This window comes from Streptomyces sp. 147326 (assembly GCF_045000215.1).
In the GTDB taxonomy this organism is placed as follows: domain Bacteria; phylum Actinomycetota; class Actinomycetes; order Streptomycetales; family Streptomycetaceae; genus Streptomyces.
Genome location: NZ_CP134201.1, coordinates 5,954,922 through 5,981,465, shown reverse-complemented (window position 1 = coordinate 5,981,465; position 26,544 = coordinate 5,954,922). Strand labels below are relative to the sequence as shown.

General features: G+C 73.5%; 23 protein-coding genes, 3 tRNA genes and 1 pseudogene. 15 read left to right on the top strand and 12 right to left on the bottom strand.

The window, feature by feature from the left end; all coding sequences use genetic code 11:
- Nucleotides 1–116 precede the first annotated feature (116 nt).
- Nucleotides 117–1,274, top strand: coding sequence for a glutamate--cysteine ligase (locus RIU97_RS27365; RefSeq protein ID WP_404960226.1), 1,158 nt, complete (start codon nt 117–119; stop codon nt 1,272–1,274).
- An 86-nt stretch (nt 1,275–1,360) separates the two neighbouring features.
- Here RIU97_RS27365 and RIU97_RS27360 read toward each other — a convergent pair.
- From RIU97_RS27360 to RIU97_RS27350, 3 genes are all read right to left on the bottom strand, one after another.
- Nucleotides 1,361–1,434 (bottom strand) — tRNA-Ile (locus tag RIU97_RS27360).
- Nucleotides 1,435–1,624: 190 nt separating this feature from the next.
- Nucleotides 1,625–1,697, bottom strand: a tRNA-Asn gene (locus tag RIU97_RS27355).
- Between the two features lie 5 nt (nt 1,698–1,702).
- A tRNA-Asn gene (locus RIU97_RS27350) sits at nt 1,703–1,775 on the bottom strand.
- Nucleotides 1,776–1,920: 145 nt separating this feature from the next.
- Here RIU97_RS27350 and RIU97_RS27345 point away from each other — a divergent pair.
- The 4 genes from RIU97_RS27345 (at nt 1,921) to RIU97_RS27330 (ending at nt 7,567) form a co-directional block, all read left to right on the top strand.
- Nucleotides 1,921–2,220, top strand: coding sequence for a YtxH domain-containing protein (locus RIU97_RS27345; RefSeq protein ID WP_404960225.1), 300 nt, complete (start codon nt 1,921–1,923; stop codon nt 2,218–2,220).
- A gap of 98 nt (nt 2,221–2,318) precedes the next feature.
- Nucleotides 2,319–3,767, top strand: coding sequence for an FGGY family carbohydrate kinase (locus RIU97_RS27340; RefSeq protein ID WP_404960224.1), 1,449 nt, complete (start codon nt 2,319–2,321; stop codon nt 3,765–3,767).
- A 147-nt stretch (nt 3,768–3,914) separates the two neighbouring features.
- Entirely contained in the window at nt 3,915–5,648 is a 1,734-nt protein-coding gene (locus RIU97_RS27335; RefSeq protein WP_404960223.1) for an ABC transporter ATP-binding protein, read from the top strand.
- Entirely contained in the window at nt 5,645–7,567 is a 1,923-nt protein-coding gene (locus RIU97_RS27330) for an ABC transporter ATP-binding protein (RefSeq protein WP_404960222.1), read from the top strand. Before RIU97_RS27335 ends, RIU97_RS27330 begins: the two co-directional genes overlap by 4 nt.
- Nucleotides 7,568–7,635: 68 nt before the next feature.
- Here the strand turns inward: RIU97_RS27330 and RIU97_RS27325 are convergent, their stop codons facing one another.
- A complete protein-coding gene (locus RIU97_RS27325; protein ID WP_404962954.1) occupies nt 7,636–8,703 on the bottom strand; it encodes an RNA polymerase sigma factor in 1,068 nt (355 codons plus the stop codon).
- A 157-nt stretch (nt 8,704–8,860) separates the two neighbouring features.
- Here RIU97_RS27325 and RIU97_RS27320 point away from each other — a divergent pair, with 157 nt between their 5' ends.
- On the top strand, nt 8,861–9,445 hold the full coding sequence (locus RIU97_RS27320; RefSeq protein ID WP_404960221.1) for a hypothetical protein: 585 nt from the start codon (nt 8,861–8,863) through the stop codon (nt 9,443–9,445).
- The gene (locus RIU97_RS27315) at nt 9,415–10,416 is read left to right on the top strand and encodes a nucleotidyl transferase AbiEii/AbiGii toxin family protein (RefSeq protein ID WP_404960220.1); all 1,002 of its coding nucleotides are present in this window, start codon (nt 9,415–9,417) and stop codon (nt 10,414–10,416) included. The genes RIU97_RS27320 and RIU97_RS27315 overlap by 31 nt, the downstream gene beginning before the upstream one ends.
- Here RIU97_RS27315 and RIU97_RS27310 read toward each other — a convergent pair whose 3' ends face one another.
- The 3 genes from RIU97_RS27310 to RIU97_RS27300 all read right to left on the bottom strand — a co-directional run bounded on the left by RIU97_RS27310 (nt 10,417) and on the right by RIU97_RS27300 (nt 14,211).
- A complete protein-coding gene (locus RIU97_RS27310) occupies nt 10,417–12,501 on the bottom strand; it encodes a molybdopterin oxidoreductase family protein (protein WP_404960219.1) in 2,085 nt (694 codons plus the stop codon).
- Between the two features lie 152 nt (nt 12,502–12,653).
- Nucleotides 12,654–13,418: a glucose 1-dehydrogenase gene (locus tag RIU97_RS27305; protein WP_404962953.1), complete on the bottom strand. Its 765-nt coding sequence runs from the start codon at nt 13,416–13,418 to the stop codon at nt 12,654–12,656.
- A gap of 85 nt (nt 13,419–13,503) precedes the next feature.
- Nucleotides 13,504–14,211: a vancomycin high temperature exclusion protein gene (locus RIU97_RS27300; protein WP_404960218.1), complete on the bottom strand. Its 708-nt coding sequence runs from the start codon at nt 14,209–14,211 to the stop codon at nt 13,504–13,506.
- Nucleotides 14,212–14,552: 341 nt separating this feature from the next.
- Between RIU97_RS27300 and RIU97_RS27295 the strand changes: the two genes are divergently transcribed.
- From RIU97_RS27295 to dnaG, 4 genes are all read left to right on the top strand, one after another.
- Nucleotides 14,553–15,281, top strand: coding sequence for a sirohydrochlorin chelatase (locus RIU97_RS27295; RefSeq protein WP_404960217.1), 729 nt, complete (start codon nt 14,553–14,555; stop codon nt 15,279–15,281).
- Between the two features lie 37 nt (nt 15,282–15,318).
- Complete coding sequence (locus RIU97_RS27290; RefSeq protein WP_404960216.1) at nt 15,319–16,644, top strand: deoxyguanosinetriphosphate triphosphohydrolase; 1,326 nt, start codon at nt 15,319–15,321, stop codon at nt 16,642–16,644.
- Between the two features lie 93 nt (nt 16,645–16,737).
- The gene (locus RIU97_RS27285) at nt 16,738–18,003 is read left to right on the top strand and encodes an NAD(P)/FAD-dependent oxidoreductase (protein WP_404960215.1); all 1,266 of its coding nucleotides are present in this window, start codon (nt 16,738–16,740) and stop codon (nt 18,001–18,003) included.
- Between the two features lie 53 nt (nt 18,004–18,056).
- Nucleotides 18,057–19,952 (top strand): DNA primase, encoded by a 1,896-nt coding sequence (dnaG, locus tag RIU97_RS27280; protein WP_404960214.1) that lies wholly within the window; start codon nt 18,057–18,059, stop codon nt 19,950–19,952.
- Nucleotides 19,953–19,958: 6 nt separating this feature from the next.
- On the opposite strand, the gene RIU97_RS27275 is transcribed toward dnaG, so the two are convergent.
- A complete protein-coding gene (locus RIU97_RS27275) occupies nt 19,959–20,420 on the bottom strand; it encodes a gamma-glutamylcyclotransferase family protein (protein ID WP_404960213.1) in 462 nt (153 codons plus the stop codon).
- Between the two features lie 319 nt (nt 20,421–20,739).
- On the opposite strand from RIU97_RS27275, the pseudogene RIU97_RS27270 reads away from it, so the two are divergent.
- From RIU97_RS27270 to RIU97_RS27260, 3 genes and pseudogenes are all read left to right on the top strand, one after another.
- Nucleotides 20,740–20,949 (top strand): annotated as a pseudogene (locus tag RIU97_RS27270) (ATP-binding protein); the annotation flags it as partial.
- 262 nt (nt 20,950–21,211) lie between these two features.
- The gene (locus RIU97_RS27265; protein WP_404960212.1) at nt 21,212–21,754 is read left to right on the top strand and encodes a hypothetical protein; all 543 of its coding nucleotides are present in this window, start codon (nt 21,212–21,214) and stop codon (nt 21,752–21,754) included.
- Nucleotides 21,755–21,884: 130 nt separating this feature from the next.
- A complete protein-coding gene (locus tag RIU97_RS27260) occupies nt 21,885–22,604 on the top strand; it encodes a class F sortase (protein ID WP_404960211.1) in 720 nt (239 codons plus the stop codon).
- 7 nt (nt 22,605–22,611) lie between these two features.
- On the opposite strand, the gene RIU97_RS27255 is transcribed toward RIU97_RS27260, so the two are convergent.
- The 4 genes from RIU97_RS27255 to RIU97_RS27240 all read right to left on the bottom strand — a co-directional run bounded on the left by RIU97_RS27255 (nt 22,612) and on the right by RIU97_RS27240 (nt 25,097).
- Nucleotides 22,612–23,388 carry a sulfite exporter TauE/SafE family protein gene (locus RIU97_RS27255; protein ID WP_404960210.1) on the bottom strand — a complete coding sequence of 259 codons (777 nt, stop codon included), beginning with the start codon at nt 23,386–23,388 and terminating at the stop codon, nt 22,612–22,614.
- 36 nt (nt 23,389–23,424) lie between these two features.
- Nucleotides 23,425–23,703: a hypothetical protein gene (locus RIU97_RS27250; protein WP_404960209.1), complete on the bottom strand. Its 279-nt coding sequence runs from the start codon at nt 23,701–23,703 to the stop codon at nt 23,425–23,427.
- Between the two features lie 71 nt (nt 23,704–23,774).
- Entirely contained in the window at nt 23,775–24,251 is a 477-nt protein-coding gene (locus RIU97_RS27245; RefSeq protein ID WP_404960208.1) for a hypothetical protein, read from the bottom strand.
- A 168-nt stretch (nt 24,252–24,419) separates the two neighbouring features.
- A complete protein-coding gene (locus tag RIU97_RS27240) occupies nt 24,420–25,097 on the bottom strand; it encodes a ferric reductase-like transmembrane domain-containing protein (protein ID WP_404960207.1) in 678 nt (225 codons plus the stop codon).
- 157 nt (nt 25,098–25,254) lie between these two features.
- Between RIU97_RS27240 and RIU97_RS27235 the strand changes: the two genes are divergently transcribed.
- A complete protein-coding gene (locus tag RIU97_RS27235; RefSeq protein WP_404960206.1) occupies nt 25,255–26,544 on the top strand; it encodes an NAD(P)/FAD-dependent oxidoreductase in 1,290 nt (429 codons plus the stop codon).

The following is a 26,544-nucleotide window of genomic DNA, read 5'->3' as shown; positions in this document are numbered from 1 at the left end:
GGATGGCCTCTTGCCGGTAACTCGCCACTATCACCGGACATTTGACTGAATCGACGTGCGCTCCCCACCTCGTGTTCAGCTCATGATGAAAAGACTCGTATGTCCAGGGAGGCGTAGTGATCGAACCTGGCAACAGCACCACGAGCACCGGCACGACGCAGAACACGGTGCGCCCCACCGTCCCCCTCACCGTCGGCGTCGAGGAGGAGTTCCTGCTCGTCGACGCCCGCACGTTCCGGGTGGTCCCCGCCGCCCCGCTGGTCCTCGCGACGGCCGGCGGGCTGCCGGGCGAGCTGCACCCCGAGGGCACCCGCTACCAGGTGGAGATATCCACTCCGATAGCCCACTCGGCGGCTTCGCTGCGCGCCGAACTCGCCGCCCTGCGGCGCACCCTCGGCCGGGCGGCCCGCGCCCACGGCTGCCGGCTGCTGGCCTCGCCCTCGCCGGTGGTCGCCGTGGAGGGGCCGCTGCACCTGACCGACGACGAGCCGCGCCAGCGCGAGCAGCACCGCCGCTTCGGCGCGCTCACCGACACGCTGGTCAGCTGCGGCCGCCACATCCACATCGGCACGCTCGACGTGGACACCGCCGTGGCGGTGTCCAACCGGATCAGACCGTGGCTGCCGACACTGATCGCCCTGGCGGCCAACTCGCCGTTCTGGGGCGGGCGTGACACGGGTCACGCCAGCTGGCGGGCGATGGCCTGGTCCGGCTGGCCCTCGGCGGGGCTGCCGCCGCACTTCACGTCCACGGCCCACTTCCGGCGCTCGGTGCAGACCCTGCTCGGCTCCGGGGCGGCCCTGGACATCAAGATGGTCTATTGGGACCTCCGCCCGTCAGGGCACTGGCCGACGCTGGAGATCCGGGCGCCCGACATGTCCCCGGACATCGACTCGGCCATCCTCCAGGCCGAACTGGCCCGCGCGCTGGTCTCCACGGCCCTGCGCGAGATCGAGGAGCACCGCCCCGAGCCGGCCGTACGGGACGACGTACTGCGCCTCGCGCGCTGGCGGGCGGCCCACGACGGGCTGGAGGGCTTCGGGCTGGACCCGTACACGGGCGCGGAACTCCCCGCGGCCGATCTCGCGGAGGCCCTGTTGGACCTGGTCGCACCGGACCTGGCCGCCGCCGGCGACCTCGACCACGCGGCCAAGACCCTGGCCGGCCTCCTGCGCGACGGCTCGGGCGCCCACCGCCAGCGCGCGGCCTTCGCCCGCCGCCAGGACCTGACGGACGTACTGCGCCACCTCGCGGACGAAACGGAGGACTTCTAGCCCGGAATCCCGCGGGCCCACCCGGGCACCTCCCCGGAAAACGCCGAAGCCGCAGGTGCAATCGTTTCTGCACCTGCGGCTCGCAGTGGGGCGGGTGGGACTCGAACCCACGGCCGACGGATTATGAGTCCGCTGCTCTAACCGGCTGAGCTACCGCCCCTTCACGGCGTGGCGCGTACACGTGTGCGCGCCGTCTGCCGCAGCATAGCCGCTCATACGATCTCCTGCCTCGGATGCCTCGCATGATCGGCTTCGCCTGTTCAGAGAGACCGCAGTGAGGGCTGCCCGGTTCCCGAATGGGTCAACCAAGAAAAGAAGAGGACCCCGTGGGGCCCTCTTCTTCTTCCTTGCTCCCCCGGCTGGACTCGAACCAGCAACCCTCCGGTTAACAGCCGAATGCTCTGCCAATTGAGCTACAGGGGACCGCGCTCCCCCGACTGGACTCGAACCAGTAACCTGCCGGTTAACAGCCGGCTGCTCTGCCAATTGAGCTACAGGGGATTGCTGCGGTGCATCGAACAGCCCACCTCCGGCCTTGCCGGGGGGCGAGTGCCCGTTGCGAGTCATAGATTAGCGCAAGCAGGGGGGTGCTCCGCCAATCGGTATCGGCAGCAGGCCGGGCACCACACGACGAAGGGTGGCAGGCATGCGGTACAAGGTCACGTTCGTGGTCGGACTGGCCCTCGGGTACGTGCTCGGAACCCGGGCCGGACGCGAGCGCTACGAGCAGCTGAAGAAGTCCGCGCGCGAGTTCGCGCAGAACCCGGCGGTGCGCAACGCCGCCGAGACGGCGGGCCACACCGGGCGCGAGTACGCCGGCAAGGCCTTCGCCGTGGTGAGCGAGAAGGTCGGCGACGCCGTGCCCGCCTCGCTGGCCGGGCGCGTGCGCGGACTGCGCGACCGGTCCGGGGCCGGCGAGGACGAGTGGGGCACGAGCAACACCTGAGGCGTCCGAAGTCCACGGCGTGGGGTTCCCGGGACCTGTGAGGTCCCGGGGGCTCCGGATCGGTCGAGACGGGCCCCGCGTGCGGCAGAATCCTCCACATGGGGATAGTCGCCGGGCTGGACAGCTCTTCCGCCTTCACACGCATCGTCGTCTGTGACACCGAGACCGGCGCCGTGCTGCGCCAGGGGTACGCCCCCCATCCGCAGCCCACGGGCGAACCCGACGGCGCGAACCCCCACGAGACCGATCCGCAGGCCTGGCTGCTCTCCCTCGGCGAGGCCGCCGGCGGCGGGCTCCTCGAAGGGGTCCAGGCCATAGGGGTCTCCGCGCAGCAGCACGCCTTGCTGCCGCTGGACCCGCAGGGCGGCCTGGTCCGCCCCGCCCTCGTCGGCAACGACAAGCGCCCTCAGGCCGTCGCCGCCGACCTCACCGAGGCCCTCGGCGGCCGGCACGCCTGGGCCGAGGCGGTGGGCTCGGTCCCGCACGCCGCGCAGCCGGTCGCGAAGCTCGCCTGGCTGGCGCGCAACGAGCCCGAGGCGGCCCGCCGGATCGCGGTGCTGATGTCCCCGCACGACTGGCTGGTCTGGCAGCTGCTGGGCCGGCCGGCCCGGCGGACCACCGACCGGGGCGGCGCCTCGGGCACCGGGTACTGGTCGGCGGCCTCCGGATCCTGGCGCCCCGACCTGGTGGAGCTGGCGCTGGGGCACCGGGCGCTGCTGCCCGAGGTGCTCGGCCCGGCCGACGCCGCCGGGACCACGCCCGAGGGGTTGCTCATATCCGCCGGCACCGGAGAGACGATGGCCGCCGCGCTCGGGCTGGGGCTGGGCCCCGGCGACGCGGTGGTGTCGCTCGGCGCCTCCGGTTCGGTGATGGCGGTGCACCACGAGGCGCTGTCGGAGCCGGGCGGGCTGATCACCTCCCTGGCCGACGCCACCGGCATGCACCTGCCGGTGGTGAACACCTCCAACGCCGTACGGGCCCTGCGCGGCACCGCCGAGCTGCTCGGCACCGATCTGGAGGGGCTGTCCGAGCTCGCGCTGAAGTCGACGCCGGGCGCGCACGGCCTCGTACTCCTGCCGTACCTGGAGGGTGAGCGGACGCCGAACCTGCCGCACGCCGCCGGGACCCTGTCCGGGCTGCGCCGCGACTCGATGAAGCCGGAGCACCTGGCCCGGGCCGCTTTCGAGGGCATGCTGTGCGGGCTCGTGGACGCGCTGGACGTGCTGCGCTCGCGCGGGGTCGAGATCCGCCGGGTGTTCCTGCTGGGCGCGGCGGCCGAACTGCCCGCCGTACAGGCCGCGGCTCCGGGGCTGTTCGGGACGCAGGTCGTCGTACCGGCGCCGGCGGACTACGCGGCGCTGGGCGCGGCGCGGCAGGCGGCCTGGGCGCTCGGGGCGGCGCAGGGCACACTGCCCCCGCACACCCCGCCGGTCTGGCCGGCGCCCGCGGCGCAGGTCTTCGAACCGGGCGAGGAGTTCCCGGCGTGGCAGGGGGTGCGCCAGCAGTACATCGCGACGCGGGAGCAGATCCACCCCGGGGCCTTCTAGGCCCGCGGGGGCTCGGCCCGGGGGCCTGGGGCCGCGCCCGGTGGCCTACTCCTTTTGACCGGCCTTTGCGAAATCCGGTGGGGATCGATGGGCCGGTTGGCCCAAGATGGGGTGAACCCCCTCGATCATGCCGACCGGAGCCTGCGCGTGCTCATACGACTTCTGCGGACCCATCTGGGTGCGTACCGGAAACCCATCGCGGTGCTGGTCCTGCTGCAACTGCTGCAGACCAGCGCCAGCCTCTACCTGCCCACACTGAACGCCGACATCATCGACCAGGGTGTCGTCAACGGCGACACCGGTTACATCCTCCGCTTCGGCGCCCTGATGCTCGGCGTCTCCCTCGTCCAGCTCGTCTGCAACGTCGGCGCCGTCTACTACGGCGCCCGTACGGCGGCGGCCTTCGGCCGGGACGTCCGCGCGGCCGTCTTCGACCGCGTGCAGAGCTTCTCCGCGCGGGAGCTCGGCCAGTTCGGCGCCCCGTCCCTGATCACCCGTACGACGAACGACGTCCAGCAGGTCCAGATGCTGGTGCTGATGACCTTCACCCTGATGGTCTCGGCCCCGATCATGTGCGTCGGCGGCATCGCCATGGCGCTCTCGCTGGACGTGCGACTGTCGGGCGTCCTCCTCGCCGTGGTCCCGGTGCTCGGGATCGCGGTCGGTGCCATCGTCTTCAGGACGCGGCCGCTGTTCCGCCAGATGCAGGACCGTCTGGACACGGTGAACCGGGTGCTGCGGGAGCAGATCACCGGCAACCGGGTGATCCGGGCCTTCGTCCGCGACGACTACGAGAAGGACCGTTTCCGCGAGGCCAACGCCGACCTGACCGGCGTCTCACTGGCCTCCGGCAAGCTCCTGGCGTACATGTTCCCCACGGTCATCGTGGTCGTGAACATCTCCAGCGTCGCCGTCATCTGGTTCGGTGCGATGCGCGTGGACAGCGGCGGCATGGAGATCGGCCAGCTGACGGCCTTCCTCGCCTACCTGATGCAGATCGTCATGTCCGTGATGATGGCCACCTTCATGTTCATGATGGTGCCGCGCGCCGAGGTCTGCGCCGAGCGCATCCAGGAGGTCCTGGACACCGAGTCCAGCGTGGTGCCGCCCACCGACCCGGTGCGCGAACTCGCCCGCCGCGGGCGCCTGGAGCTGCGCGGCGCGGACTTCCGCTACCCGGGCGCCGAGGCCCCGGTGCTGCGCGGGGTGGACCTGGTGGCCCGACCCGGCGAGACCACGGCGGTGATCGGCTCCACCGGAAGCGGCAAGTCCACGCTGCTGGGCCTGGTCCCCCGGCTGTTCGACGCGACCGGCGGCGAGGTGCTGGTCGACGGGGAGGACGTGCGCCGGCTCGACCCGGAGCTGCTGGCCCGGACGGTCGGCATGGTTCCGCAGAAGCCCTACCTGTTCTCCGGAACCATCGCCTCCAACCTGCGCTACGGGCGCCCGGACGCGAGTGACGAAGAGCTGTGGCAGGCGCTGGAAGTGGCGCAGGCCAAGGAGTTCGTGTCCGCACTGGAGGGTGGCCTGGAGGCCCCCGTCGCCCAGGGCGGAACCAATGTCTCGGGCGGCCAGCGCCAGCGCCTGGCCATCGCCCGCACCCTGGTGCAGCGGCCGGAGATCTACCTCTTCGACGACTCCTTCTCGGCCCTGGACTACGCGACGGACGCGGCGCTGCGCGCTGCGCTCTCCCGCGAGACCGAGGACGCGACCGTGGTCATCGTCGCCCAGCGGGTCTCCACGATCCGCGACGCCGACCGGATCATCGTCCTGGACGAGGGCCAGGTGGTGGGCGAGGGACGCCACCACGAGCTGATGGCCGGCAACGAGACCTACCGGGAGATCGTGCTCTCCCAGCTGACGGAGGCGGAGGCCGCATGAGCGGGCCCGGAGGACGGATGATGATGGGGCCGGCCCAGCGGTCCATGGATTTCAAGGGCTCGGGCAAGCGGCTGCTGGGGCAGCTCGCGCACGACCGCGCCAAGATCTGGGGCATGGTCGCGGCCGTGGTCGGCAGCGTCGGCTGCGCGGTGGTCGGCCCAAAGATCCTGGGCGAGGCCACCGACCTGGTCTTCGCCGGGATCGTGGGCCGGGAGATGCCGGCCGGCACCACGAAGCAGCAGGCCCTGGACGGGCTGCGCGCCAGGGGCCAGGACGGCATGGCGGACATGCTCGCCGGCACCGACTTCACTCCGGGGCAGGGCATCGACTTCGGCGCGGTCGGGGTCGTGGCGATCTGGGCGCTGGTGGTCTTCACCCTCGCCGGCCTGCTGATGCTGGTCGCGACCCGGCTGTCGAACCACGTCATGAACGGCACCGTCTACCGGATGCGCGAGGAGCTCCAGGCGAAGCTGTCGCGGCTGCCGCTGTCGTACTTCGACCAGCAGAAGCGCGGCGAGGTGCTGAGCCGGGCGACCAACGACATCGACAACATCGGCCAGACGATCCAGCAGACGATGGGCCAGCTGCTGAACTCGCTGCTGACGATCGTCGGCGTGCTCGTGATGATGTTCTGGATCTCGCCGCTGCTGGCGCTGGTCGCGCTGGCGACCGTGCCGCTGTCGGTCTTCGTCGCGGCGAAGATCGGCAAGAAGTCGCAGCCGCAGTTCGTGGCGCAGTGGAAGACGACCGGCGCGCTCAACGCCCACGTCGAGGAGATGTACTCGGGGCACAGCCTGGTCAAGGTCTTCGGCCGGCAGAAGGAGTCCGCGGCCGTCTTCGCCGAGCAGAACGAGGCCCTCTACCGGGCCTCCTTCAAGGCGCAGCTGGTCAGCGGCATCATGCAGCCGGTGATGTTCTTCATCTCGAACATCAACTACGTGCTGATAGCCGTCGTCGGCGGGCTCCGGGTCGCCTCCGGCACCCTGTCGATCGGTGACGTGCAGGCCTTCATCCAGTACTCGCGGCAGTTCTCCATGCCGCTGACGCAGGTCGCCTCGATGGCGAACCTCGTGCAGTCCGGTGTCGCCTCGGCGGAGCGCGTCTACGAGCTGCTGGACGCGTCGGAGCAGGACGCGGACGCCGAGGTTCCGGAGCGTCCGGAGGAGCTGCGCGGCCAGGTCACCTTCGACAAGGTGGCCTTCCGCTACGAGCCGGACAAGCCGCTGATCGAGAACCTCTCGCTGTCGGTCGAGCCGGGTCACACCGTCGCGATCGTCGGCCCGACGGGCGCCGGCAAGACGACGCTCGTGAACCTGCTGATGCGGTTCTACGAGGTCACGGGCGGGGAGATCGCCCTCGACGGGGTGGACATCGCGAAGATGACGCGCGAGGAACTGCGCACCGGCATCGGCATGGTGCTCCAGGACACCTGGCTGTTCGGCGGCACCATCGCGGAGAACATCGCCTACGGTGCCTCGCGGGAGGTCACGCGCGCCGAGATCGAGGAGGCGGCGCGGGCCGCGCACGCGGACCGTTTCATCCGCACCCTGCCGGACGGCTACGACACCGTCCTGGACGACGAGGGCGCGGGCGTCAGCGCGGGCGAGAAGCAGCTGATCACCATCGCCAGGGCGTTCCTGTCGGACCCGGTGATCCTGGTGCTCGACGAGGCGACGAGCTCGGTGGACACCCGTACCGAGGTGCTGATCCAGAAGGCGATGGCGCGGCTCGCGCACGGCCGTACGTCCTTCGTGATCGCGCACCGGCTGTCCACGATCCGCGACGCGGACGTGATCCTGGTGATGGAGAGCGGCTCGATCGTGGAGCAGGGCACGCACGAGGAGCTGCTGGCGTCGGACGGTGCGTACGCGCGGCTGTACGCGGCGCAGTTCGCGCAGGCGGTCGTCGAAGTCGAGTAGCGCGGGCGGCCGTCGGGGCCGACGGCCCGGGCCGGTGGGGGCGCCTTCCGGGGCGCCCCCCGCCGCGCTCAGTCCAGGTAGCCCCTGAGCTGGTCGGCGAAGGCGTGGTCGCGGAGCTTGTTGAGGGTCTTGGACTCGATCTGGCGGATCCGTTCGCGGGTCACGCCGAAGATCCGGCCGATCTCCTCCAGGGTCCGCGGCCGCCCGTCGGCGAGCCCGTAGCGGAGCTGGACGACCTTGCGTTCGCGTTCGCCGAGGGTCGACAGGACGGCTTCCAGGTGCTCGCGCAGCAGGAAGAACGCGGCCGATTCCACGGGGGAGGCGGCGTCCCCGTCCTCGATGAGGTCACCGAGGGCGACGTCGTCCTCCTCGCCGACCGGCGCGTGCAGGGAGACCGGTTCCTGGGCGAGGCGGAGCACTTCCATGACCCGCTCGGGGGTCAGCTCCAGGTGCACGGCGACCTCTTCGGCGGTGGGCTCGTACCCGCGCTCCTGGAGCATGCGGCGCTGGACGCGCACGACGCGGTTGATCAGCTCGACGACGTGGACGGGCACGCGGATGGTCCGGGCCTGGTCGGCGAGGGCCCGGGACATCGCCTGCCGGATCCACCAGGTGGCGTAGGTGGAGAACTTGTACCCGCGGGCGTAGTCGAATTTCTCGACGGCCCGGATGAGCCCGAGGTTCCCCTCCTGCACGAGGTCGAGCATGGTGAGCCCGCGGCCCACGTAGCGCTTCGCGACGGAGACGACGAGCCGCAGGTTCGACTCGATGAGCCGGCGCTTGGCCATCCGCCCCATGACGACGAGCTTGTCGAGGTCCAGGGCGAGCCGGGAGTCGAGGTCGGGGGTGTTGCCGAGCTTCTCCTCGGCGAACAGCCCGGCTTCGACGCGCCGCGCGAGGTCCACCTCCTCGGCGGCGGTCAGCAGGGGGATCCTGCCTATCTCGCGGAGGTACTGCCGGAACAGATCGGCGGAGGGACCCGCTCCGCCCCCGCTGTCGCTGTTGCTCCGCCTGCGCGGCGCGGGCACCGGATCGATCAGCTCCGGTACCTCGGGCTCTTCGTCCACGGCCTTGGCCTCCGAGGACTCGCTCACGTTCACGGTCAGGGTCCGGGTCTGCACGGGGGCGACCTCCAGGGCTCCGAGGACGGGGGCACCGCCCTCAGTGTGGGGTACGACACATCGCGGCCACGAGGGGCGTGCGAGCACTTTCTGAGTCCGGTGCGTGACCGATGGTTACCCCCCGGCGAGAACCCCGATGCGGATCGGACGCATGTCCGAGATGATCGGCCCCATGTCTCAGTACGAAACCCACGTGACGGTGCGCTGCGGGGACGGGGCGGCCCTGGACCGCCTCGACGCCTGGGCCCGGGCGCGGGATCTGAAGGTCACGCACATCGTGCTGGCGCGGGGCCGGATGGTGTCCCAGCCGATGCTGACGCTGCGGGACCGCACGAGCCACGAGAGCCTCGTCCCGCAGCTGCGGGCGGACGGCTTCGACCCGGTGCGCGTCAAGGTGGAGACGGTCCCGTGGACCACGGACGCGCCGGGCCCCGGCGGCGGCTACTTCGAGCACCACCTCAAGCTGCGGCTCCCGGCGGACTTCGACCGCGCGGCCCTGGAGTCCCTGGTGACCCCGCACGGCGCCCACCTGTCGTGGAACGCCCGCCGCACCCTGCCGGGCGGCGGGCATGAGCGGTTCGTGACCCAGCGGTGGCGGGGGACGGCGGCCGGGGCTACGGCCGTGTGCGACGCACTGGTGGCGGCGCTCGACTCGGCCGGGTACGAGATCCGCTCGGAGGAGCGGGAGTTCGTGCTGTACGACAGCGACCTGTCGGTGGACGACGGATGGATCACCGAGGAGGGGGCGGCCGCGTGAGCGGGAACAGCGTCGAGGCCGGGGCCAACGCCGAGTGGCGGCGCCGGCAGTACAAGTTGCCGGGCACGTCGACGGCCGGGCTGGGCGCCCCGGTCCGCCGGGCGGACCGGGTCTTCGACCCCGCGCTCAAGCACTTCGCCTCCGGCTTCCGGGTACTGGACACGGTCGTCGACCCCGCGCTGCGGCCCGCCTGGCAGGCCGCCCGCCGGACGGCGCTCGACGTGGTCGCGCGCGGAGTCGCCCGTTCCGGGTGGGCGGACTCGCTGGTGCTGCGCGGCAGCATGCTCATGTCCGGGTGGTTCGGAGCGGCGGCGCGGGAGCCGCACGACCTGGACTTCGTGGTCGTGCCCCAGGACTGGGGGATCGAGGAGCCGCGGACGGACCGGCTGCTGAAGGCCGTCGCGGAGGCCGCGGAGCGGGTCGCCGCCGAGGAGGGCGAGCTGGTGATGCCGGCCGACGGGGCGGTCTGCGAGGACATCTGGACGTACGAACGCGTGCCCGGGCGCCGCATGGTGCTGCCCTGGTCCGCCCCGGGACTGCCGGGAGGGCAGGTCCAGCTGGACTTCGTCTTCGACGAGCGCCTCCCGGTCCCGCCGGAGCCGGCCGAACTCGCCTGCGGGGCAGTGGTCCTGGCGGCGACGCCGGCCCTGTCGCTGGCCTGGAAGGTGCTGTGGCTCATCAGCGACCGGCACCCGCAGGGCAAGGACCTGTACGACGCGGTCCTGCTGGCCGAACGGCACCGGCTGCCGAACACGCTGCTGCAGGAGGTGTTCCGGCAGGCGGGCGAGGCCCCTCAGCCGAACCGGGACGTGGAGCTGCTGGACATAGTGCAGATCGCCCCGGAGGGCTATGTGGGCGCGGAGTGGGAGCACTTCGAGGCGGAGTACCCGCACCTGGCCGGGCCCGGTGAGGAGGCGTTCATCGCGCGCCTGGTCGAGGCCCTGCGCCCGACCTTCGCGGACGCCCCCTGATCAGGCCGGCTCCACCCGGACCGCGCAGACCTTGAACTCCGGCATCCGGGAGACCGGGTCGAGGGCCGGGTTGGTCAGGGTGTTGGCGCGGCCCTCGCCCGGCCAGTGGAAGGGCATGAAGACCGTGTCCGCGCGGATGGTGTCGGTGATCCGGGCCGGGGCCACCGCGCGGCCGCGCCGGGAGGTCACCGCCAGCGGGCTGCCGTCGACCGCGCCGATGCGGGCGGCGAGGCGGGGGTGGAGTTCCACGAAGGGGCCGGGGGCGGCCGCGTTGAGCTCCTCCACCCGGCGGGTCTGGGCGCCGGACTGGTACTGGGCGACCACGCGCCCGGTGGTGAGCAGCACCGGGTAGTCCGCGTCGGGGATCTCGTCGGCGTCGCGGTGGGAGACGGGGACGAAGCGGGCCCGGCCGTCCTCGGTGGCGAAACGGTCCAGGAAGAGGCGCTCGGTCCCCGCGGAGCCCTCGGGGCAGGGCCAGAAGACGCCCTGCTCGGCCTCGATGCGGGCGTAGGTGATGCCCGAGTAGTCCGCCGGGCCGCCGGCGGAGGCCCGGCGCAGTTCCTCGAAGACCTCTTCCGGGGAGGTCGGGAAGCCCTTCTCGATGCCCATGCGGGCGGCGAGCCCGTGGAGCACGTCCAGGTCGCTGCGGACGCCCGCGGGCGGGGTCAGGGCGCGGCGGCGGAGCAGGACGCGGCCTTCGAGGTTGGTGGTGGTGCCGGTCTCCTCGGCCCACTGGGTGACCGGGAGGACCACGTCGGCGAGGGCCGCCGTCTCGGAGAGGACGACGTCGGCGACCGCGAGGAAGTCCAGGGATCGGATGCGGTCCTCGATGTGGGCGGCGCGGGGGGCCGAGACCACCGGGTTGGAGCCCATCAGCAGCAGGGCCCGGACGTCCGTGCCGAGGGCGTCGAGGAGTTCGTAGGCGCTGCGGCCGGGGCCGGGGAGGTCGTCGGGGTCCACGCCCCAGACCTCCGCCACGTGCGCGCGGGCCGCGGGGTCGGTCAGCTTGCGGTAGCCGGGGAGCTGGTCGGCCTTCTGGCCGTGCTCCCGGCCGCCCTGGCCGTTGCCCTGCCCGGTGAGGCAGCCGTATCCGGAGAGCGGGCGGCCGGCCCGGCCGGTGGCCAGGCAGAGGTTGATCCAGGCGCCGACGGTGTCGGTGCCCTTGGACTGCTGCTCCGGGCCCCGGGCGGTGAGGACCATGGCGGATTCCGGGGCGCAGAACATCTCGGCCGCCGCGCGGAGCTTGGGGACGGGTACGCCGGTGATGCGTTCGACCAGTTCCGGCCAGTGGGCCATGGCGGCCGCCCGGGCCTCCTCCCAGCCGGCGGTGCGCCCGGCGATGAACTCCTCGTCGGTACGGCCTTCGGCGACCACCAGGTGCAGCAGGCCCAGGGCGAGCGCGAGGTCGGTTCCCGGGCGCGGGGCCAGGTGCAGGTCGGCCTGGTCGGCGGTGCGGGTGCGGCGCGGGTCTATGACGATGAGGGTCCCGCCGTTGGCCTTGAGCTCGGTGAGGTAGCGCAGGGCGGGCGGCATGGTCTCGGCCAGGTTCGAGCCGACGAGGATCACGCAGCCGGTGCGCGGGATGTCCTCCAGCGGGAAGGGCAGCCCGCGGTCGAGCCCGAAGGCCCGCTGGTGCGCGGCGGCGGCCGAGGACATGCAGAACCGGCCGTTGTAGTCGATCTGCGAGGTGCGCAGGGCGACGCGGGCGAACTTGCCGAGCGCGTAGGCCTTCTCGTTGGTGAGCCCGCCGCCGCCGAAGACCCCGACCGCGTCCGGGCCGTACGCGCGGCCCGTGCGGGCGAGGCCCTCGGCGACGGCGTCGAGGGCCTCCTCCCAGGTGGCCGGCTCCAACTGCCCGGCGTGGGTGCGGACGAGCGGCTGGGTCAGGCGCACCCGGGAGGAGAGCAGGGCGGGGGCGGTGCGGCCCTTGCCGCACAGCGCGCCCCGGTTGACGGGGAAGTCGGCACGCTCCTCCACCGTCACGCCCGCCCCGCCCGGCTCGGGGCGCAGGTTCATCCCGCACTGCAGCGCGCAGTACGGGCAGTGCGTGGCGGTGGTGGCGGTGGCGGCGTCCGGCGTGTGCATGACGCCAGCGTGAGTCGGCGGTGTTACGCCGGCCGCCACCCCGCGTTACGAGTCGGGGTGCTCTGCCTCAGCGGCCCGGCCCGGCCGCGGTGAGGACCGGCCGGGGTCCCTGTCACCGGCTCACCGGCTCACCGGCTCACTGGCTCACTGGCTCACTGGCCGGTGAGGTACTTCACCGTCAGGCCCGCCGTCCAGCCGCCGTCGACGGCGAGTTCGGCTCCCGTCATGTAGGCCGCGGCGTCCGAGAGCAGGAAGGCGACCGCGGCGGCGATCTCCTCGGGGGCGCCGACGCGTCCCATCGGGGCGCCGGGGTAGTTGCCCTCGCCGGCCCGGATGCCGATGGGGGCGGTCATCGGGGTCAGGGTCATGCCGGGGTGCACCGAGTTCACGCGGATCCCGGCCTCGGCGAGTTCGACCGCGCCGATCTTCGACAGGCCGCGCACTCCCCACTTGGAGGCTCCGTAGCCGGCGGTGAGGGCGAGGCCGGTCAGGCCGGCGGCGGAGGAGATGTTGACGATGGATCCGCCGCCGTTCGCGCGCAGCAGCGGGACGGCCGTCTTGATGCCGATGAACACGCCGACCAGGTTGATCTCCACGACCCGGCGGAAGTGCTCGACGCTCTCGTGCTCCAGGAACTGGCCGGTGCTGATGCCCGCGTTGTTCACCAGGCCGTCCACGCGGCCGAACTCGGCCACCGCGTACTCCAGCGCCGCCCGCCAGTCCGCCTCGCTGGTCACGTCGTGCCGCAGGAACCGCGCCGCGCCGCCGAGCCTCGCGGCCGTCCCGGCGCCCTCCGCCTCCAGCACGTCGGTGATCAGCACCTTGCCGCCGCCGTCCACGACGGCCTGCGCGGCCGCGGCGCCCAGGCCGCGGGCCCCACCGGTGATGACGACGGCCTTGCCGCTCAGATCCACCACAGCCACGGCTGCACACCCCTGATGCTCGTACGGACGGACCCGACCGGCTCCCGTATATGACTATTCGAAATAGCCGGTGCGCGCGTCAGTCTGCCAGAGCGGCCAGGGCCCGCGACACCCCCTGCTCCTTCGGTCCCAGGAACCGCGGGGCGGGCTTGAAGGCCGCGTCCAGCGCCGCCTTGCCGGCCGCGAAGACCTCGCGGGTCTCGCCGTAGTACCAGGTGGCGTCGTGCACGTCGGCCACCCCGACGCCGTAGGAGTCCAGGCCCGCCGCCTGGCAGAGGGCGACGGCCCGGCGGATGTGGAAGCCCTGTGTGACCAGCACCGCCCGCTCGACCCCGAAGATCTCCTTGGCCCGCACGCAGGAATCCCAGGTGTCGAAGCCGGCGTAGTCGCTGACGATCTGCGTGTCCGGCACCCCCTGCGCCGTGAGGTACGTCCGCATCGCGTTCGGCTCGTCGTACTCGGTGCGGCTGTTGTCCCCGGTGACCAGCACGACCTTGACCTTGCCGGTGCGGTAGAGCTCGGCGGCGGCGTCGAGCCGGTCGGCCAGGTACGGCGTGGGCCGGGTCCCCAGCAGGCCCGCCCCGAACACGACGGCGACCTCGGACGCCGGTGCGTCGGCCGTGGTGTGCAGCCGGTCGGCGGCCACCGCGTGCATCCACGCCGACGGCAGAAGCGCCAGCACGCAGCCCGCCATGACGGCCTGCACCGCCAGCCTCCGGGTCCGTACGCTGCGCAGCGCGGCCACCGTCCGGCTCCACGTGACTCTCGGCAGGCGCGGTCCGCGCATCATCCATCCCCTGGTGTCTCGACTGCTGGTCCCCTGGTCAGGACGCCGCGGGGGGCCGCTTGGTTCGCCGGGCCCGCCCGGCGAGGACGCGCCCGGCTACCCGGCGGGGGCCGGCGCCGCCCGACGGCCGCGCGGACGGGTCTGTGAGCACCCGGCAAACACCCGTCACCCCCGCGCAACGCACCGGCAATGTCCGGCGCGCAGGATCGGTTCATGACGGAGCAGGTGCACCCTCCCGAGATTCCCGCCCTCCCCTTCGACAGTGCGGCCGAGCTCCTCGGCCGCATCACCCTCCAGCTGGGCACCCAGCTCAGCGGCCTGCGCCGACCCGGAGTCCGCCCATGCAGCCCACCCTCGTCGCAGTGGCCCACGGCAGCCGTGACCCGCGCGCCCTGCACACCGCCCTCGCCCTCCTCGAACGGGTCCGCGAGCTCCGTCCCCGGCTCGACGTCCGGCTGGGCCACATCGAACTGAACGAGCCGCTGCTCGACTCCGTCCTCGGAGAGCTGCGGGGGGCGGCGGTGCTCGTCCCGCTGCTGCTCGGCCGGGGGTACCACGTCAAGCGCGACCTGCCCGCGGCCGCCGCCGGAGCCACGCACCTGCGCACCCGCGTCGCCACCCCGCTGGGCCCGCACCCGCTGCTCGTCGAGGCCCTGTACGAACGGCTCGTGGAGGCCGGCTGGACCGCCGGCACGGCCGTGGTGCTCGCCGCCGCCGGTTCCCGCGACCCCGACGCGGCGGCCGACACCCGCCGCACCGCCGCCATGCTCGCCGAACGCCTCGGCGGCGTCCCGGTGGTCCCGGCCTACGCCTCCGCCGCCGCGCCGAGCGCCCCCGAGGCGGTCCGGGCCCTGGCCGCCCGCGGCCACCACCGGACGGCCGTGGCCTCGTACTTCGCCGCTCCCGGCCGGTTCGCCGCGCAGACCGCCGCCGCGGCGCCCGCGCTCGCCGCCGCTCCGCTGGGCGACCATCCGGCCCTGGCCCGCCTGTTGCTGCGCCGCTACGACGAGGCCTGCGCCCGGCCCGCGCCGCCCGCCCTGCCCGTGCGGCCGGAACTCGTCTCCGCCTGATCCCGGTTTGTCAGTCATTCCGGTTACCGTCTCTTCCATGGAAGGCACCGCGCACGCCCCCGCAGACGACCACGACGACCTCTACGACGCCTCCGACACCGAGCGCTGGGCCGCCGAGCCCGACAAACGGCCCGGCCGGACCGCCTTCCAGCGCGACCGCGCCCGTGTGCTGCACTCCGCCGCGCTGCGCCGCCTCGCCGGGAAGACCCAGGTCGTCACCCCCGGCACCCGCTCGTACGACTGGGACGCGAGTCCCCGTACCCGCCTCACCCACTCCCTGGAGTGCGCCCAGGTCGGCCGGGAGCTCGGCGCCGCGCTCGGCTGCGACCCCGACCTGGTCGAAGCCGCCTGCCTCTCGCACGACATGGGCCACCCGCCCTTCGGTCACAACGGCGAGGAGGCCCTCAACGAGTTCGCCAAGGACTGCGGGGGCTTCGAGGGCAACGCCCAGTCGCTGCGCCTGCTGACCCGGCTGGAGCCGAAGCGGTTCGTGCCCGACCCGGCGAGCGGCGAACTCGTCAGCGTCGGCCTCAACCTGACCCGGGCCTGCCTGGACGCCGCCACCAAGTACCCGTGGGCCCGGGGGGACCACCCCACCGACCCCGGCTCGGTGAAGTTCGGCGCGTACGAGGACGACCTGCCGGTCTTCGCGTGGCTGCGCCGCGGCGCGCCCGCGGACCGCAAGTGCTTCGAGGCGCAGGTGATGGACTGGGCGGACGACGTCGCGTACTCCGTCCACGACTTCGAGGACGGCCTGCACGCCGGGCACCTCGACCCCAACCTCCTCTTCGCCGAGCCCGAGCGCACCGCGATCTGGCGGGTCGCCATCGGCCGCTACGTGCCCGCGGACACCGAGCCGGAGGAGCTGCGGGGCGCCCTCGACCGGCTGATGGAGGAGGAGTGGTGGCCGCACGGGTACGACGGTTCGGCCGTCGCCCAGGCCCGGCTGAAGGACGCCACGAGCCAGCTGATCGGCCGTTTCTGCCTGGCCGCCGAGGGCGCCACCCGTGAGGCGTACGGTCCCGGCCGCCTCACCCGCTACGGCGCCGAACTGGTGGTCCCGCGCGAGGCGCGCAACGAGTGCGCGGTGCTCAAGGCGGTCGCCGACCTGTACGTCATGCAGCGCGACGAGCAGGAGCGGATCCGCGCCGACCAGCGCATCGTCCTGGCCGAACTGGCGGAGGCGCTCAGCGCCCGGGCCCCCGAAGGGCTGGACCCGCAGTTCCGGGCGATCTTCGACGCGGCCCCGGACGACAAGGCCAGGAAACGCGCGGTCATCGACCAGATCGCGTGTCTCACCGACGCATCCGCCCGTTCCCTGCACGCACGTCTCACGCGGCGCACCCGACGCGCCGAAGGGTGAGCCGATCGCGCCACTCCCCCTTCACGCGGCAGGCTCAGTGCGGGACGCTCGCATGTGGTCGCATGTGGCGGAGAGGTTATGAGGAGGCATCAGGTGGTCGACGCACACCGGACATTCGTCATCGTCGGCGCAGGGCTCGCCGGAGCGAAGGCGGCCGAAACGCTGAGGTCCGAGGGGTTCACGGGGCGGGTGATCCTGATCGGCGACGAGCGCGACCATCCGTACGAACGGCCCCCGCTGTCCAAGGGCTACCTGATGGGCAAGGAGGACCGTGAGAGCGTCTTCGTCCACGAGCCGTCCTGGTACGCGGCCGCCGACGTCGAGCTGCACCTCGGCCAGCCTGCGGTCCAGCTCGACCGGGACGCCAAGAAGGTGGTCCTCGGCGACGGCACGGTCCTGCACTACGACAAGCTGCTGCTGGCCACCGGCGCCGAGCCGCGCCGCCTGGACATCCCCGGCACGGGTCTCGCCGGGGTGCACCACCTGCGGCGCCTCGCGCACGCCGAGCGGCTGAAGGGGGTCATCGCCGGACTGGGCCGGGACAACGGCCACCTGCTCATCGCGGGCGCCGGATGGATCGGCCTGGAGGTCGCCGCAGCGGCCCGCGGGTACGGCGCAGAGGTCACCGTGGTCGAGCCGGAGGCCACGCCGCTGCACGCGGTGCTCGGCCCGGAGGTCGGCCGGCTCTTCGGTGACCTGCACGCCGATCACGGGGTGCGGTTCCACTTCGGGTCGCGGCTGACCGAGATCGTGGGCCACGACGGCATGGTGCTGGCCGCCCGTACGGACGACGGGGAGGAGCACCCGGCGCACGCGGTGCTCGCCGCGATCGGGGCCGCGCCGCGGACCGCGCTCGCCGAGACCTCCGGGCTGGCCCTGGTCGACCGGGAGCACGGCGGCGGGATCGCCGTGGACGAGTCCCTGCGCACCTCCGACCCGGACATCTACGCGGTCGGGGACGTGGCCGCCGCCCACCACCCGGTGCTCGGGACCCGGCTGCGGGTCGAGCACTGGGCCAACGCGCTGAACGGCGGCCCGGCCGCCGCGCGGGCGATGCTGGGTCACCAGGTCAGCTACGACCGGGTGCCGTACTTCTTCTCGGACCAGTACGACGTGGGTCTGGAGTACTCGGGGTACGCGCCGCCCGGCGGCTACGACCAGGTGCTGATCCGCGGCGATGCGGGCAAGCGGGAGTTCATCGCCTTCTGGCTGTCCGAGGGGCGGGTACTGGCCGGGATGAACGTGAACGTGTGGGACGTCACCGAGCAGATCCAGGCCCTGATCAGGTCGAAGGTGCCGGTGGACCGGGAGGCCCTTTCGGACCCGTCGATTCCGCTTTCCTCGCTGATCGGGGGCTAGCGGCCGCCCGGGGGGCTGACGGGATTGCCGGCGCCCGGCCGTAGACTTCACGGGTGGCTGGACGGATCAACGACGACGACGTGAAGGCGGTACGGGACGCGGTCCCGATCGACGCCGTGGTCTCCGAGTACCTCCAGCTGCGCAACGCGGGCGGCGGCAACCTCAAGGGCCTCTGCCCCTTCCACGACGAGAAGTCCCCGTCCTTCCAGGTCAGCCCCAGCAAGGGCCTGTACCACTGCTTCGGCTGCCAGGCGGGCGGGGACACCCTCGACTTCGTCATGAAGATCGACCACCTCTCCTTCTCGGAGGCCGTCGAACGCCTGGCCGGCCTGGCCGGCATCACCCTGCGGTACGAGGAGGGCGGCTACACCTCCGGCACCAGCGGCCGCGGTGACCGCATCCGGCTCGTCGAGGCGCACAAGGCCGCCGCCCAGTTCTACGTCGACCAGCTCGGCAGCCCCGAGGCGGAGATCGGCCGCAAGTTCCTCGCGGAGCGCGGCTTCGACCAGGCCGCGGCCACGCACTTCAGCGTGGGCTACAGCCCGGCCGGCTGGGACCACCTGACCCGCTTCCTGCGCGGCAAGGGCTTCACCGACAAGGAACTGATCACCTCCGGGCTCGCCCAGGACAGCCGCAGCGGCAAGCCCATCGACCGCTTCCGCGGCCGGCTGATGTGGCCGATCCGCGACATCAGCGGCGAGGTGGTCGGCTTCGGCGCGCGCAAGCTGCGCGACGACGACAACGGCCCGAAGTACCTGAACACGCCGGATACGGCGATCTACAAGAAGTCCCAGGTCCTCTACGGCATCGACCTGGCCAAGAAGGAGATCGCGAAGACCTCGCGGGCCGTGGTGGTCGAGGGCTACACGGACGTGATGGCCTGCCACATGGCCGGGGTCACCACCGCGATCGCCACCTGTGGCACCGCCTTCGGCGGGGACCACATCAAGATCCTGCGCCGGCTGCTGATGGACAACGCCACCGCCGAGGTGATCTTCACCTTCGACGGCGACGCGGCGGGCCAGAAGGCGGCGCTGCGCGCCTTCGAGGACGACCAGAAGTTCGCCGCGGAGACCTCGATCACCATCGCCCCCGGCGGGATGGACCCGTGCGACCTGCGCCTCGCGCAGGGGGACGCGGCCGTGGCCGGCCTGGTGGAGGCCCGGACCCCGCTGTTCGAGTTCGCCCTGCGGCACATCGTGTCCCGGCACAACCTGGAGAACCCGGCGGGGCGGGCGGCCGCGCTGGCCGAGGCCGCGCCGGTCGTCGCGAGCATCAAGGACCTCTCGATCCAGCACGAGTCGGCGGTGCAGCTCGCGGGGATGCTGGGCATCCTCGACGAGCCGTTCGTCGTCAAGCGGGTCGCGCAGCTGGCGCGGTGGGCCCGGGAGCGCGGCAACCAGCCGCAGCAGCAGGGCCGGAGCCGCCCCCAGGAGGCCGTCCCCACCCCGCCGCCGGCCGGCGGCGGACCCGCCCTGAACCTGCGCAGCCCCGCCCACCGCACCGAGCGGGAGCTGCTCAAGCTGGCGCTCCAGCGGCCCGCCCTGGTCTCCCCCGCGTTCGACGCGTACGGGATCGACGAGTTCACCGCCCCGCCCTACGCCGCGGTCCGCCAGGCCATCCAGGACGCGGGCGGTGCCTCGCAGGCCGCCGACGGCTACCTGGCCCGGGTCCGCGACGCCGCCCCGAACGACACCGTCCGCGCGATGGTCACCGAGCTGGCGGTGGAGGCCATCCACGCCAAGACGGTGGACGAGGTCTACGCCGGGGTCCAGCTGGTCCAGGTCCGCCTGCGCGCCGTCGACCGCCGGGTCCTCGAGATCCAGGGCGCCATGACCCGCCTGAGCCCGCAGGCCCCGCCGGAGCAGCACGCGGCGGTCCAGGAGGAGCTGTGGGTGCTCCAGCAGTACGGCCAGCGGCTGCGCAACCGCGGCGCCGAAGGCCTCTGACCGGGGCTACGTCGCGCACGCGCCGCGGCGCCTGAACCAGTCGCCGCCCGCTATCTCGGTCCCCGACACCCGCAGGTCGCGGGCGAGCAGCGGGGCCGCCAGATAGACCCAGGCCCGGACCGGGGTGCCGTCGGGGCGCAGGGCCGGGCGGGCGATCCGGTCGTAGACGTTCCCCGGGCGGCCCGGGCCCCCGTACTCCTCCAGCAGGTCCAGCGCGGCCAGCAGTTCCCCGTACGCGCCCGGCGCCGCCGTGATCAGCTCGCCGACGACGGCCGAGCCGGGCCGGTGGACCGCGTACGGGTATCCGGGGCCGTCGTAGAGCACCGCGTCCGGGAGGGTGGCGGGCTCCTCCAAGGCTGTGCGGCCGCGCAGGAACAGGCCGTGGTTGACCTCGCCGGGGCGCAGGGTCCCGTAGACGAAGAACGGGAGCGGGGCGGTCGGGTCTTGTGGCCGTTCGACCGATGTCACGGGGGCCCTCCCTCGGGGTAGGGCGCAGCGTCCGCCGACCGGGCCGAAGGTCCCGACTTCGCCGCGCCCCACCACCGTACGCACCGCTGTTACACAACCTCCCGGTGCCCGTGACCCGCGCCGTCCAGCGTCGGCCTCCTCCCCCTCCCACCTCACGGTTCTGCGCCCACGACGGCTTCGTCCCGCCGCCCGCTGTCCGGGACCGGGTCACGGCGCTGCGGACGCTGACCGAGGACCTGCTGGAGGTGGCCCGGCCCGGCTCGACGCGGACCGGGAGGAGCCGCAGTGGGAGGCACGCCGGCCGGGGCCGCTGGTGGAGTCGGTCCGGGACCAGGGGCCCGGTTTCCCGGAGGAGCTGCTGCGCGAGGGACCGCAGCGGTTCCTGACCGGCGCGCCCGAACGCGGTCGGGGCACGGGGCTGGGCCTGACCATCGCCCTCGGTCAGGCGCAGGTCATCGGCGCCCGGGTCACGCTCGCGAACCCGCCGCCCTCGGGTGCCTCGGCGACGGTGGCGCTCCCGCCGGCCTGACCGGACACCGGCCCGCCACGGTCCGGCACGCCCCGGCCCGGCCCGTCCGCACCCCGACCTGGCCCGACCCGCGACCGGCGGGGGTCACCCGGACGGCGCGGACGGCCCGGATGGCCCGGATGGCGGCAGGACCGGCCTTGACCTGCGGATACGGCTCGCGCGTGGACCGCGTACGGGCACACCTGACGGGACATCAGCAGGCGGGCGGCGGGCGGGCCGGGTTATCTCGGAAGCACGACCCCGTGTCTTCAGGAGAGTCCCCATGCGCCGACGTACCGCACACGTGCTGACCGCGACCGCGCTGACCGCCGCCGCGTTCACCGGGCCGGTCGCCGGCGCGGTCGCCGCCGTGGACCTGGGCATGGTGGCCTTCGCGCCCGGGGACTTCGCCCGGCTGGAGGTGTGGCCCAAGTCCGCCGCCCCCGGCGCCACCGTCACCGTGAACACCACCGCCTGCGGGTCCGGCAGCCACGCCGAGGGCGATGCCACCACGGTCGGCGGCGGCCGGTTCAAGCTGGTCCCGGGCACCCACAAGGAGGTGGTCGTGGGGCAGTTCCAGGTGGCCCACGGCACCCGGCCCGGCACCTACGGCATCGGCGCGACCTGCGCGAACGGCAAGTTCGCCACCGGCGACCTGGTCGTCACCGAACGCGGCCCGCAGGGCCACGTCAACACCGGGGTGGGCGGTGGCACGACCACCACCACGAACCCCGCCAAGATCGCGGCGGGGGCGACCGTACTGGCCGCTGCCGCCGTCGGCGGTACCTGGCTCCTGCGTCGCCGGGCGAGCGGCACGCGGAGCTGACGGACGCCCACCGCGGCTCCGGCCGCGGTCCGACCGGTACCGTCCCCCGTCGCCCGCCCCGCGAGGTCCCCCCCGTTCGCGGGGCCGGGCGACGGCCAGTCACCCCGAAACGAAAGCCGAGGGGGTACGCATGGGTGGCGAATTCGGTGGTGCCCGGGGCTCCGACCGGCAGCCCTGGCCCCCGCCCGGCGACCGCCCCGGATCAGGTGCGCGGCCCCCGGCCCGGGCCGTCCGCACCCCGACCGCCCGCCACGGGGGACTCGTCGCACTCGCCGCCTGCGTCGGCATCTGGCTCGTCACCAGCGGTTCCCGGGAGCCGGTCGGGCCGCCGCTGCCCTCCCCCGCCGAGGCCCTGACCGCCGCCGGAGTCGTGGGCCCGGGCATCGCCCCGCTCCCCGGCTCCCCGCCCGGCCGGATCCGGATCCCCTCCATCCGGGTGGACGCCCCGCTGACCGGACTGGGCCTGGAGCGGGACGGGAGCCTCGAAGTGCCGCCGCCCGACCGTCGCGACCTGGCCGGCTGGTACCGCGAGGGCACCACCCCGGGCGCCACCGGCACGGCCGTGATCGCCGGGCACGTGGACGATGCCGCCGGGCCCGGGGTCTTCTACCACCTGGGCGCGCTGCGCCGGGGGGCCGCGATCGAGATCCCGCGCGCGGACGGCCGTACGGCCGTGTTCACGGTCCACGCGGTCGAGGTCTACGACGCCCAGGCCTTCCCCGACACCCGCGTGTACGGCCCTTCGGCGCGGGCCGAGCTGCGGGTGATCACCTGCGGCGGCGGCTTCTCGCCGCGCACGGGCTACCGCGGCAACGTGGTCGTCTTCGCGCACCTCACCGGGACGTACTGAGCACCGGTCATCCCCACTGCTCGAAGCCGAGCTTGACCACCAGCGCGCCCACCACCGTCAGCAGCACCCCGCGGACGAAGCCGCTGCCCTTCTTGAGCGCCATCCGGGCGCCGATCATGCCGCCGGCGAGGTTGAAGACCGCCATGAGCGCGGCCAGCTGCCACAGCACCATGCCCTGGTAGGCGAACATCGCGAGCGCCCCCGCGTTGGTGCAGCAGTTGACGATCTTGGCGGTCGCGGAGGCGGTGACCAGGTCGAGGTGGAGCAGCGCCGTGAGCGCGAGCACCAGGAAGGTGCCGGTGCCGGGCCCGATGAGGCCGTCGTAGAAGCCGATGCCGAGGCCGGCGAGGGCGATGGCGAGGAGCACGCGCTGCCGGCTGACGGGCGCGGTCGAGGGGGCGGTGCCGAAGCCCGGCTTGAAGATCACGACGCCCGCGACGATCACGAGCACACCCATGATCAGCGGCCGGAGCGCGTCCTTGCTGATGCCGCCGGCGAGCGCGGCGCCGCCCATCGAGCCGACGAGCGCGGCCAGGCCGATGCGGACGGCGAGCTTCACGTCCACCGGGGCCTTGCGGACGTAGGTGACCGCCGCGCCCGCCGTGCCGACGATGGCCACGGCCTTGTTGGTACCGAGGACGGTGGCGGGGTGGGCGTTCGGCAGGCCGAGCAGGAGCGCGGGCAGGAGCAGCAGGCCGCCGCCGCCCACCACGGCGTCGATCCAGCCGGCCGCCGCCGCGGCCACGCACAGGACAATGATCATTGTCGTTGATATGTCAGGCACGAGATGACCCTATGGAGCTGTCAGGTGCAGGGGCCATCAATCCCCGGAAACTTGCGCAAAGGTTGAGCTTTGCCGGCCCGGCACCCGGTCCGGGGCCACGGGAGCCGCCGGGTTCACCGCCGCCGTGAGCACGGTCGCGGCCAGCACACTGGCCGCCCCCAGCCCCGCCGCCAGGCGCCGCGCGGGGGGTACGGAGGCCAGTGCGGCCAGCCCGGCCCGCACCACCGAGGGCGTACGGGGCTTGCGGTGCCGGGCCGCGGCCGGGGCCTTGACCCCGGCGGGTACGGACAGGGCGACGTGCAGCGGGTGACGCATGGTGCGGTGACTCCTCGGGGAACGCCGGACGGAAGGGAAAGCCCCCGGATCAGAAACAGATCGGAACCGGATCAGAAGCTGAAGCACTCGGAATGGATGCGTCCGGCCGGCACCCCGGCCCGCTGCAGCGCCGCCCGGGTCGCCTCGGCCACCCCCGGCGGCCCGCACAGGTACACGTCGTGCTCCGTCAGGTCCGGCACCAGCGCGGCCGGCGCCTGCGGAGCCAGCGGATCGTATGCCGCGCCCGACGGCCCCAGCAGGTAGTGCAGCCCGGCCTGCCGCTCGGCGGCGATGGTCTCCAGCTCGCTGCGCAGGACGAGGTGTTCCTCGGCCCCGGCCCGGTAGAGCAGGGTGATGTCCCCGGGCCCCCCGGGCAGCGTCTCGAACAGGGCCCGCATCGGGGTGATCCCGACCCCGCCCGCGATCAGCAGCACCTTGGGCCGGGTCCGCCGGGCGGCGGTGAGCGCGCCGAACGGCCCGGTGGCGAGGACCCGCGTGCCGGGGCGCAGCCGGCGGATCCGGCGGGAGTGGCCGCCGAGCCCCTTCACCGTGATCCGCAGGGCGTTTCCGCGGACCGGCGCGGACAGCGAGAACGGCAGGGCGGTGTGCCACAGCCGCCGCTGGTGGAGGCACCTCCCAGCGGTAGCTGGGGGAGAACCGCCAGCGCAGGAACTGGCCCGGCTCCGCGCGCAGTTCCGCGAGGTGCTCCCCGTACATCACGACGGAGACCACCCGGGCCCCTCCACCCGGACGTCCGCGACACGCAGCGCGTGCCGCAGGGCCTGCCGTACGGGGACCACGGCGCGGTACCAGACCAGCAGCACGGCGACGACGGTGTGCGCGAGCGCCCAGAACCAGGCGGCCGCGGCGAGATCGGGCCCGGCGAGCTGGTGGCCGAAGGCGAGGGCGGCGGCGAGGTAGACCAGCAGGTGCACCCCGCGCCAGGTTTCGTGCGACACCCGGCGGCGTACCACCCGGGCGGATGTCACACCGACCGCGGCCAGGAGGACGGTCCCGGCCGCGGCGGCGGCGAGCGCGGGGTAGCCGAGCAGCTCCCGGACGGCGGAGACCACGTCGACACCCTCGTGCACGGCGTATCCGAGCAGGGCGAAGAGCCCGTGCCCGAAGCAGAGGAGGAGCACGTACCGGCCGCCGAACGCGTGCCAGCGGGCGAGCCGGTCGGCGCCGACCCCGTGCTCGACGGCGGGCACCCGGGCCATCAGGAACAGCAGCACGAGCACCCCGTAGCCGGCGAGCAGACCGGTCAGGTGCGCGGCGGTGGCGAACAGCGCGTCGGGCCGGGCCGAGGGCCGCACCTGCGCCGCCCAGAGCAGGGTCACCACCCCCGCCCCGCCCAGCATCCCGCCCCTGACCCGCACCACCGCATCTCGCATACGGAGCACGCTAAGGGCGCCGGCGGCGGCCTCGATGATCCTTGAGACGGCCTTGAGGAAGGCCTCACCGACCCTTAACCCCGGCGCTGAGGTCGGCGTTCCGTCCGGGTAACAGCGGCGATGCGGAGGGGAAACAGCGGCCCCGCACGCTCGTGCCATGACCTCGAACCAGCGTGTGGTGGTGATCGGCGGCGGCCTCGCGGGCCTGCGACTGGCCGCGCGCCTGACCGGTGCGGCGGCGGTGACCGTCCTCGGCGAGGAGCCGCACGTCCCCTACAACCGGGTCCTGCTCGCGGAGGTCCTCGCCGGCCGCTACGCACCGGAGGTCACCGCCCTCCCGGCGCCCGGCCCGGCACTGCGCCGGGGCGTCCGCGCGGTGCGGATCGACCGCACCGACCGGACCGTGCTGTGCGACGACGGCACGGTGGCGGAGTACGACACGCTGGTGCTGGCCACGGGCTCGAACGCGGTGCTCCCGCCGCTGCGCGGGCTGTTCGAGCCGGAAGGCCGGGACCTCCCGGACGGGGTCCACGCGTTCCGCACGATGGACGACTGCCAGGCCCTCTCGGCCGCCGTACGCCCCGGAGTGCGCGCGGTGGTGATCGGCGGGGGCCTGCTGGGCGTCTCCGCGGCCCGTGCGCTCGCCGCGCGGGGGGCGGTGGTGGTCCTGGCCCAGCAGGGCGAGCGTCTGATGGAACGCCAGCTGGACGCCGACGCCTCCGCCCTGCTGGCCACGCACCTGACCGACCTCGGCGTGGAGATCCACACGGAATGCCGGGTCCGCGGCCTGGAAATCCAGCCCCTCCGGCGTTTGAGGAGCGGGGGTCCGGGGGCAGCGCCCCCGGCAGCGGCACCGCGCCCGGGCGCTCCGGCGGGCCCCCGCAAGGTCACCGGTGTCCAGCTCGCCGACGGGTACCGGCTGGAGGCCGATCTCGTCGTGCTCGCCTGCGGCGTCCGCCCCCGCACCGGCCTCGCCAAGGCCGCCGGCCTCGGCGTCCGCACCGGCATCGTGGTCGACGACCACCTCCGCACCAGCGACCCCCGCATCCACGCCATCGGCGACTGCGCCGAGCACGCCGGCCAGGTGTACGGCCTGGCCGGCGCCGCCCTGGAGCAGGCCGACGCCCTCGCCGCGGTCCTCACCGGAACCCCCGCGCGCTACACCGGCACCCGCGCCCTCACCCGCCTCACCCTCGGCGGTGCCGAGAACGGCTCCCTGGACCTCGCCGCGTTCGGCGAGACCACCCCCCGCCCCGGAGACGACGTGGTCCGCCTCGCCGACGCCACCCGCGGGACCTACCGGAAGGTCGTCGTCCGCGACGACCGGCTCGTCGGCGGGGTGCTGCTCGGCGAGCTCTCCACCGTGGGCGCCCTCGCCCGCACCTGGGAGGGCGACGAGTCCCCGCACGACCTGTTCCACCTGCTCACCGACGACGGAGGCCACTGA

Bases quoted from the DNA above. Each gene is read 5' to 3' on its own strand.
- RIU97_RS27295 (WP_404960217.1), top strand. From the start codon at position 14,553: ATGCAGCCCACCCTCGTCGCAGTGGCCCACGGCAGCCGTGACCCGCGC.
- RIU97_RS27265 (WP_404960212.1), top strand. From the start codon at position 21,212: ATGCGCCGACGTACCGCACACGTGCTGACCGCGACCGCGCTGACCGCC.
- RIU97_RS27340 (WP_404960224.1), top strand. From the start codon at position 2,319: ATGGGGATAGTCGCCGGGCTGGACAGCTCTTCCGCCTTCACACGCATC.
- RIU97_RS27260 (WP_404960211.1), top strand. From the start codon at position 21,885: ATGGGTGGCGAATTCGGTGGTGCCCGGGGCTCCGACCGGCAGCCCTGG.
- RIU97_RS27310 (WP_404960219.1), bottom strand. From the start codon at position 12,501: ATGCACACGCCGGACGCCGCCACCGCCACCACCGCCACGCACTGCCCG.
- RIU97_RS27345 (WP_404960225.1), top strand. From the start codon at position 1,921: ATGCGGTACAAGGTCACGTTCGTGGTCGGACTGGCCCTCGGGTACGTG.
- RIU97_RS27320 (WP_404960221.1), top strand. From the start codon at position 8,861: ATGTCTCAGTACGAAACCCACGTGACGGTGCGCTGCGGGGACGGGGCG.
- RIU97_RS27290 (WP_404960216.1), top strand. From the start codon at position 15,319: ATGGAAGGCACCGCGCACGCCCCCGCAGACGACCACGACGACCTCTAC.
- RIU97_RS27250 (WP_404960209.1), bottom strand. From the start codon at position 23,703: ATGCGTCACCCGCTGCACGTCGCCCTGTCCGTACCCGCCGGGGTCAAG.
- RIU97_RS27235 (WP_404960206.1), top strand. From the start codon at position 25,255: ATGACCTCGAACCAGCGTGTGGTGGTGATCGGCGGCGGCCTCGCGGGC.
- RIU97_RS27330 (WP_404960222.1), top strand. From the start codon at position 5,645: ATGAGCGGGCCCGGAGGACGGATGATGATGGGGCCGGCCCAGCGGTCC.
- RIU97_RS27315 (WP_404960220.1), top strand. From the start codon at position 9,415: ATGGATCACCGAGGAGGGGGCGGCCGCGTGAGCGGGAACAGCGTCGAG.
- RIU97_RS27300 (WP_404960218.1), bottom strand. From the start codon at position 14,211: ATGCGCGGACCGCGCCTGCCGAGAGTCACGTGGAGCCGGACGGTGGCC.
- RIU97_RS27240 (WP_404960207.1), bottom strand. From the start codon at position 25,097: ATGCGAGATGCGGTGGTGCGGGTCAGGGGCGGGATGCTGGGCGGGGCG.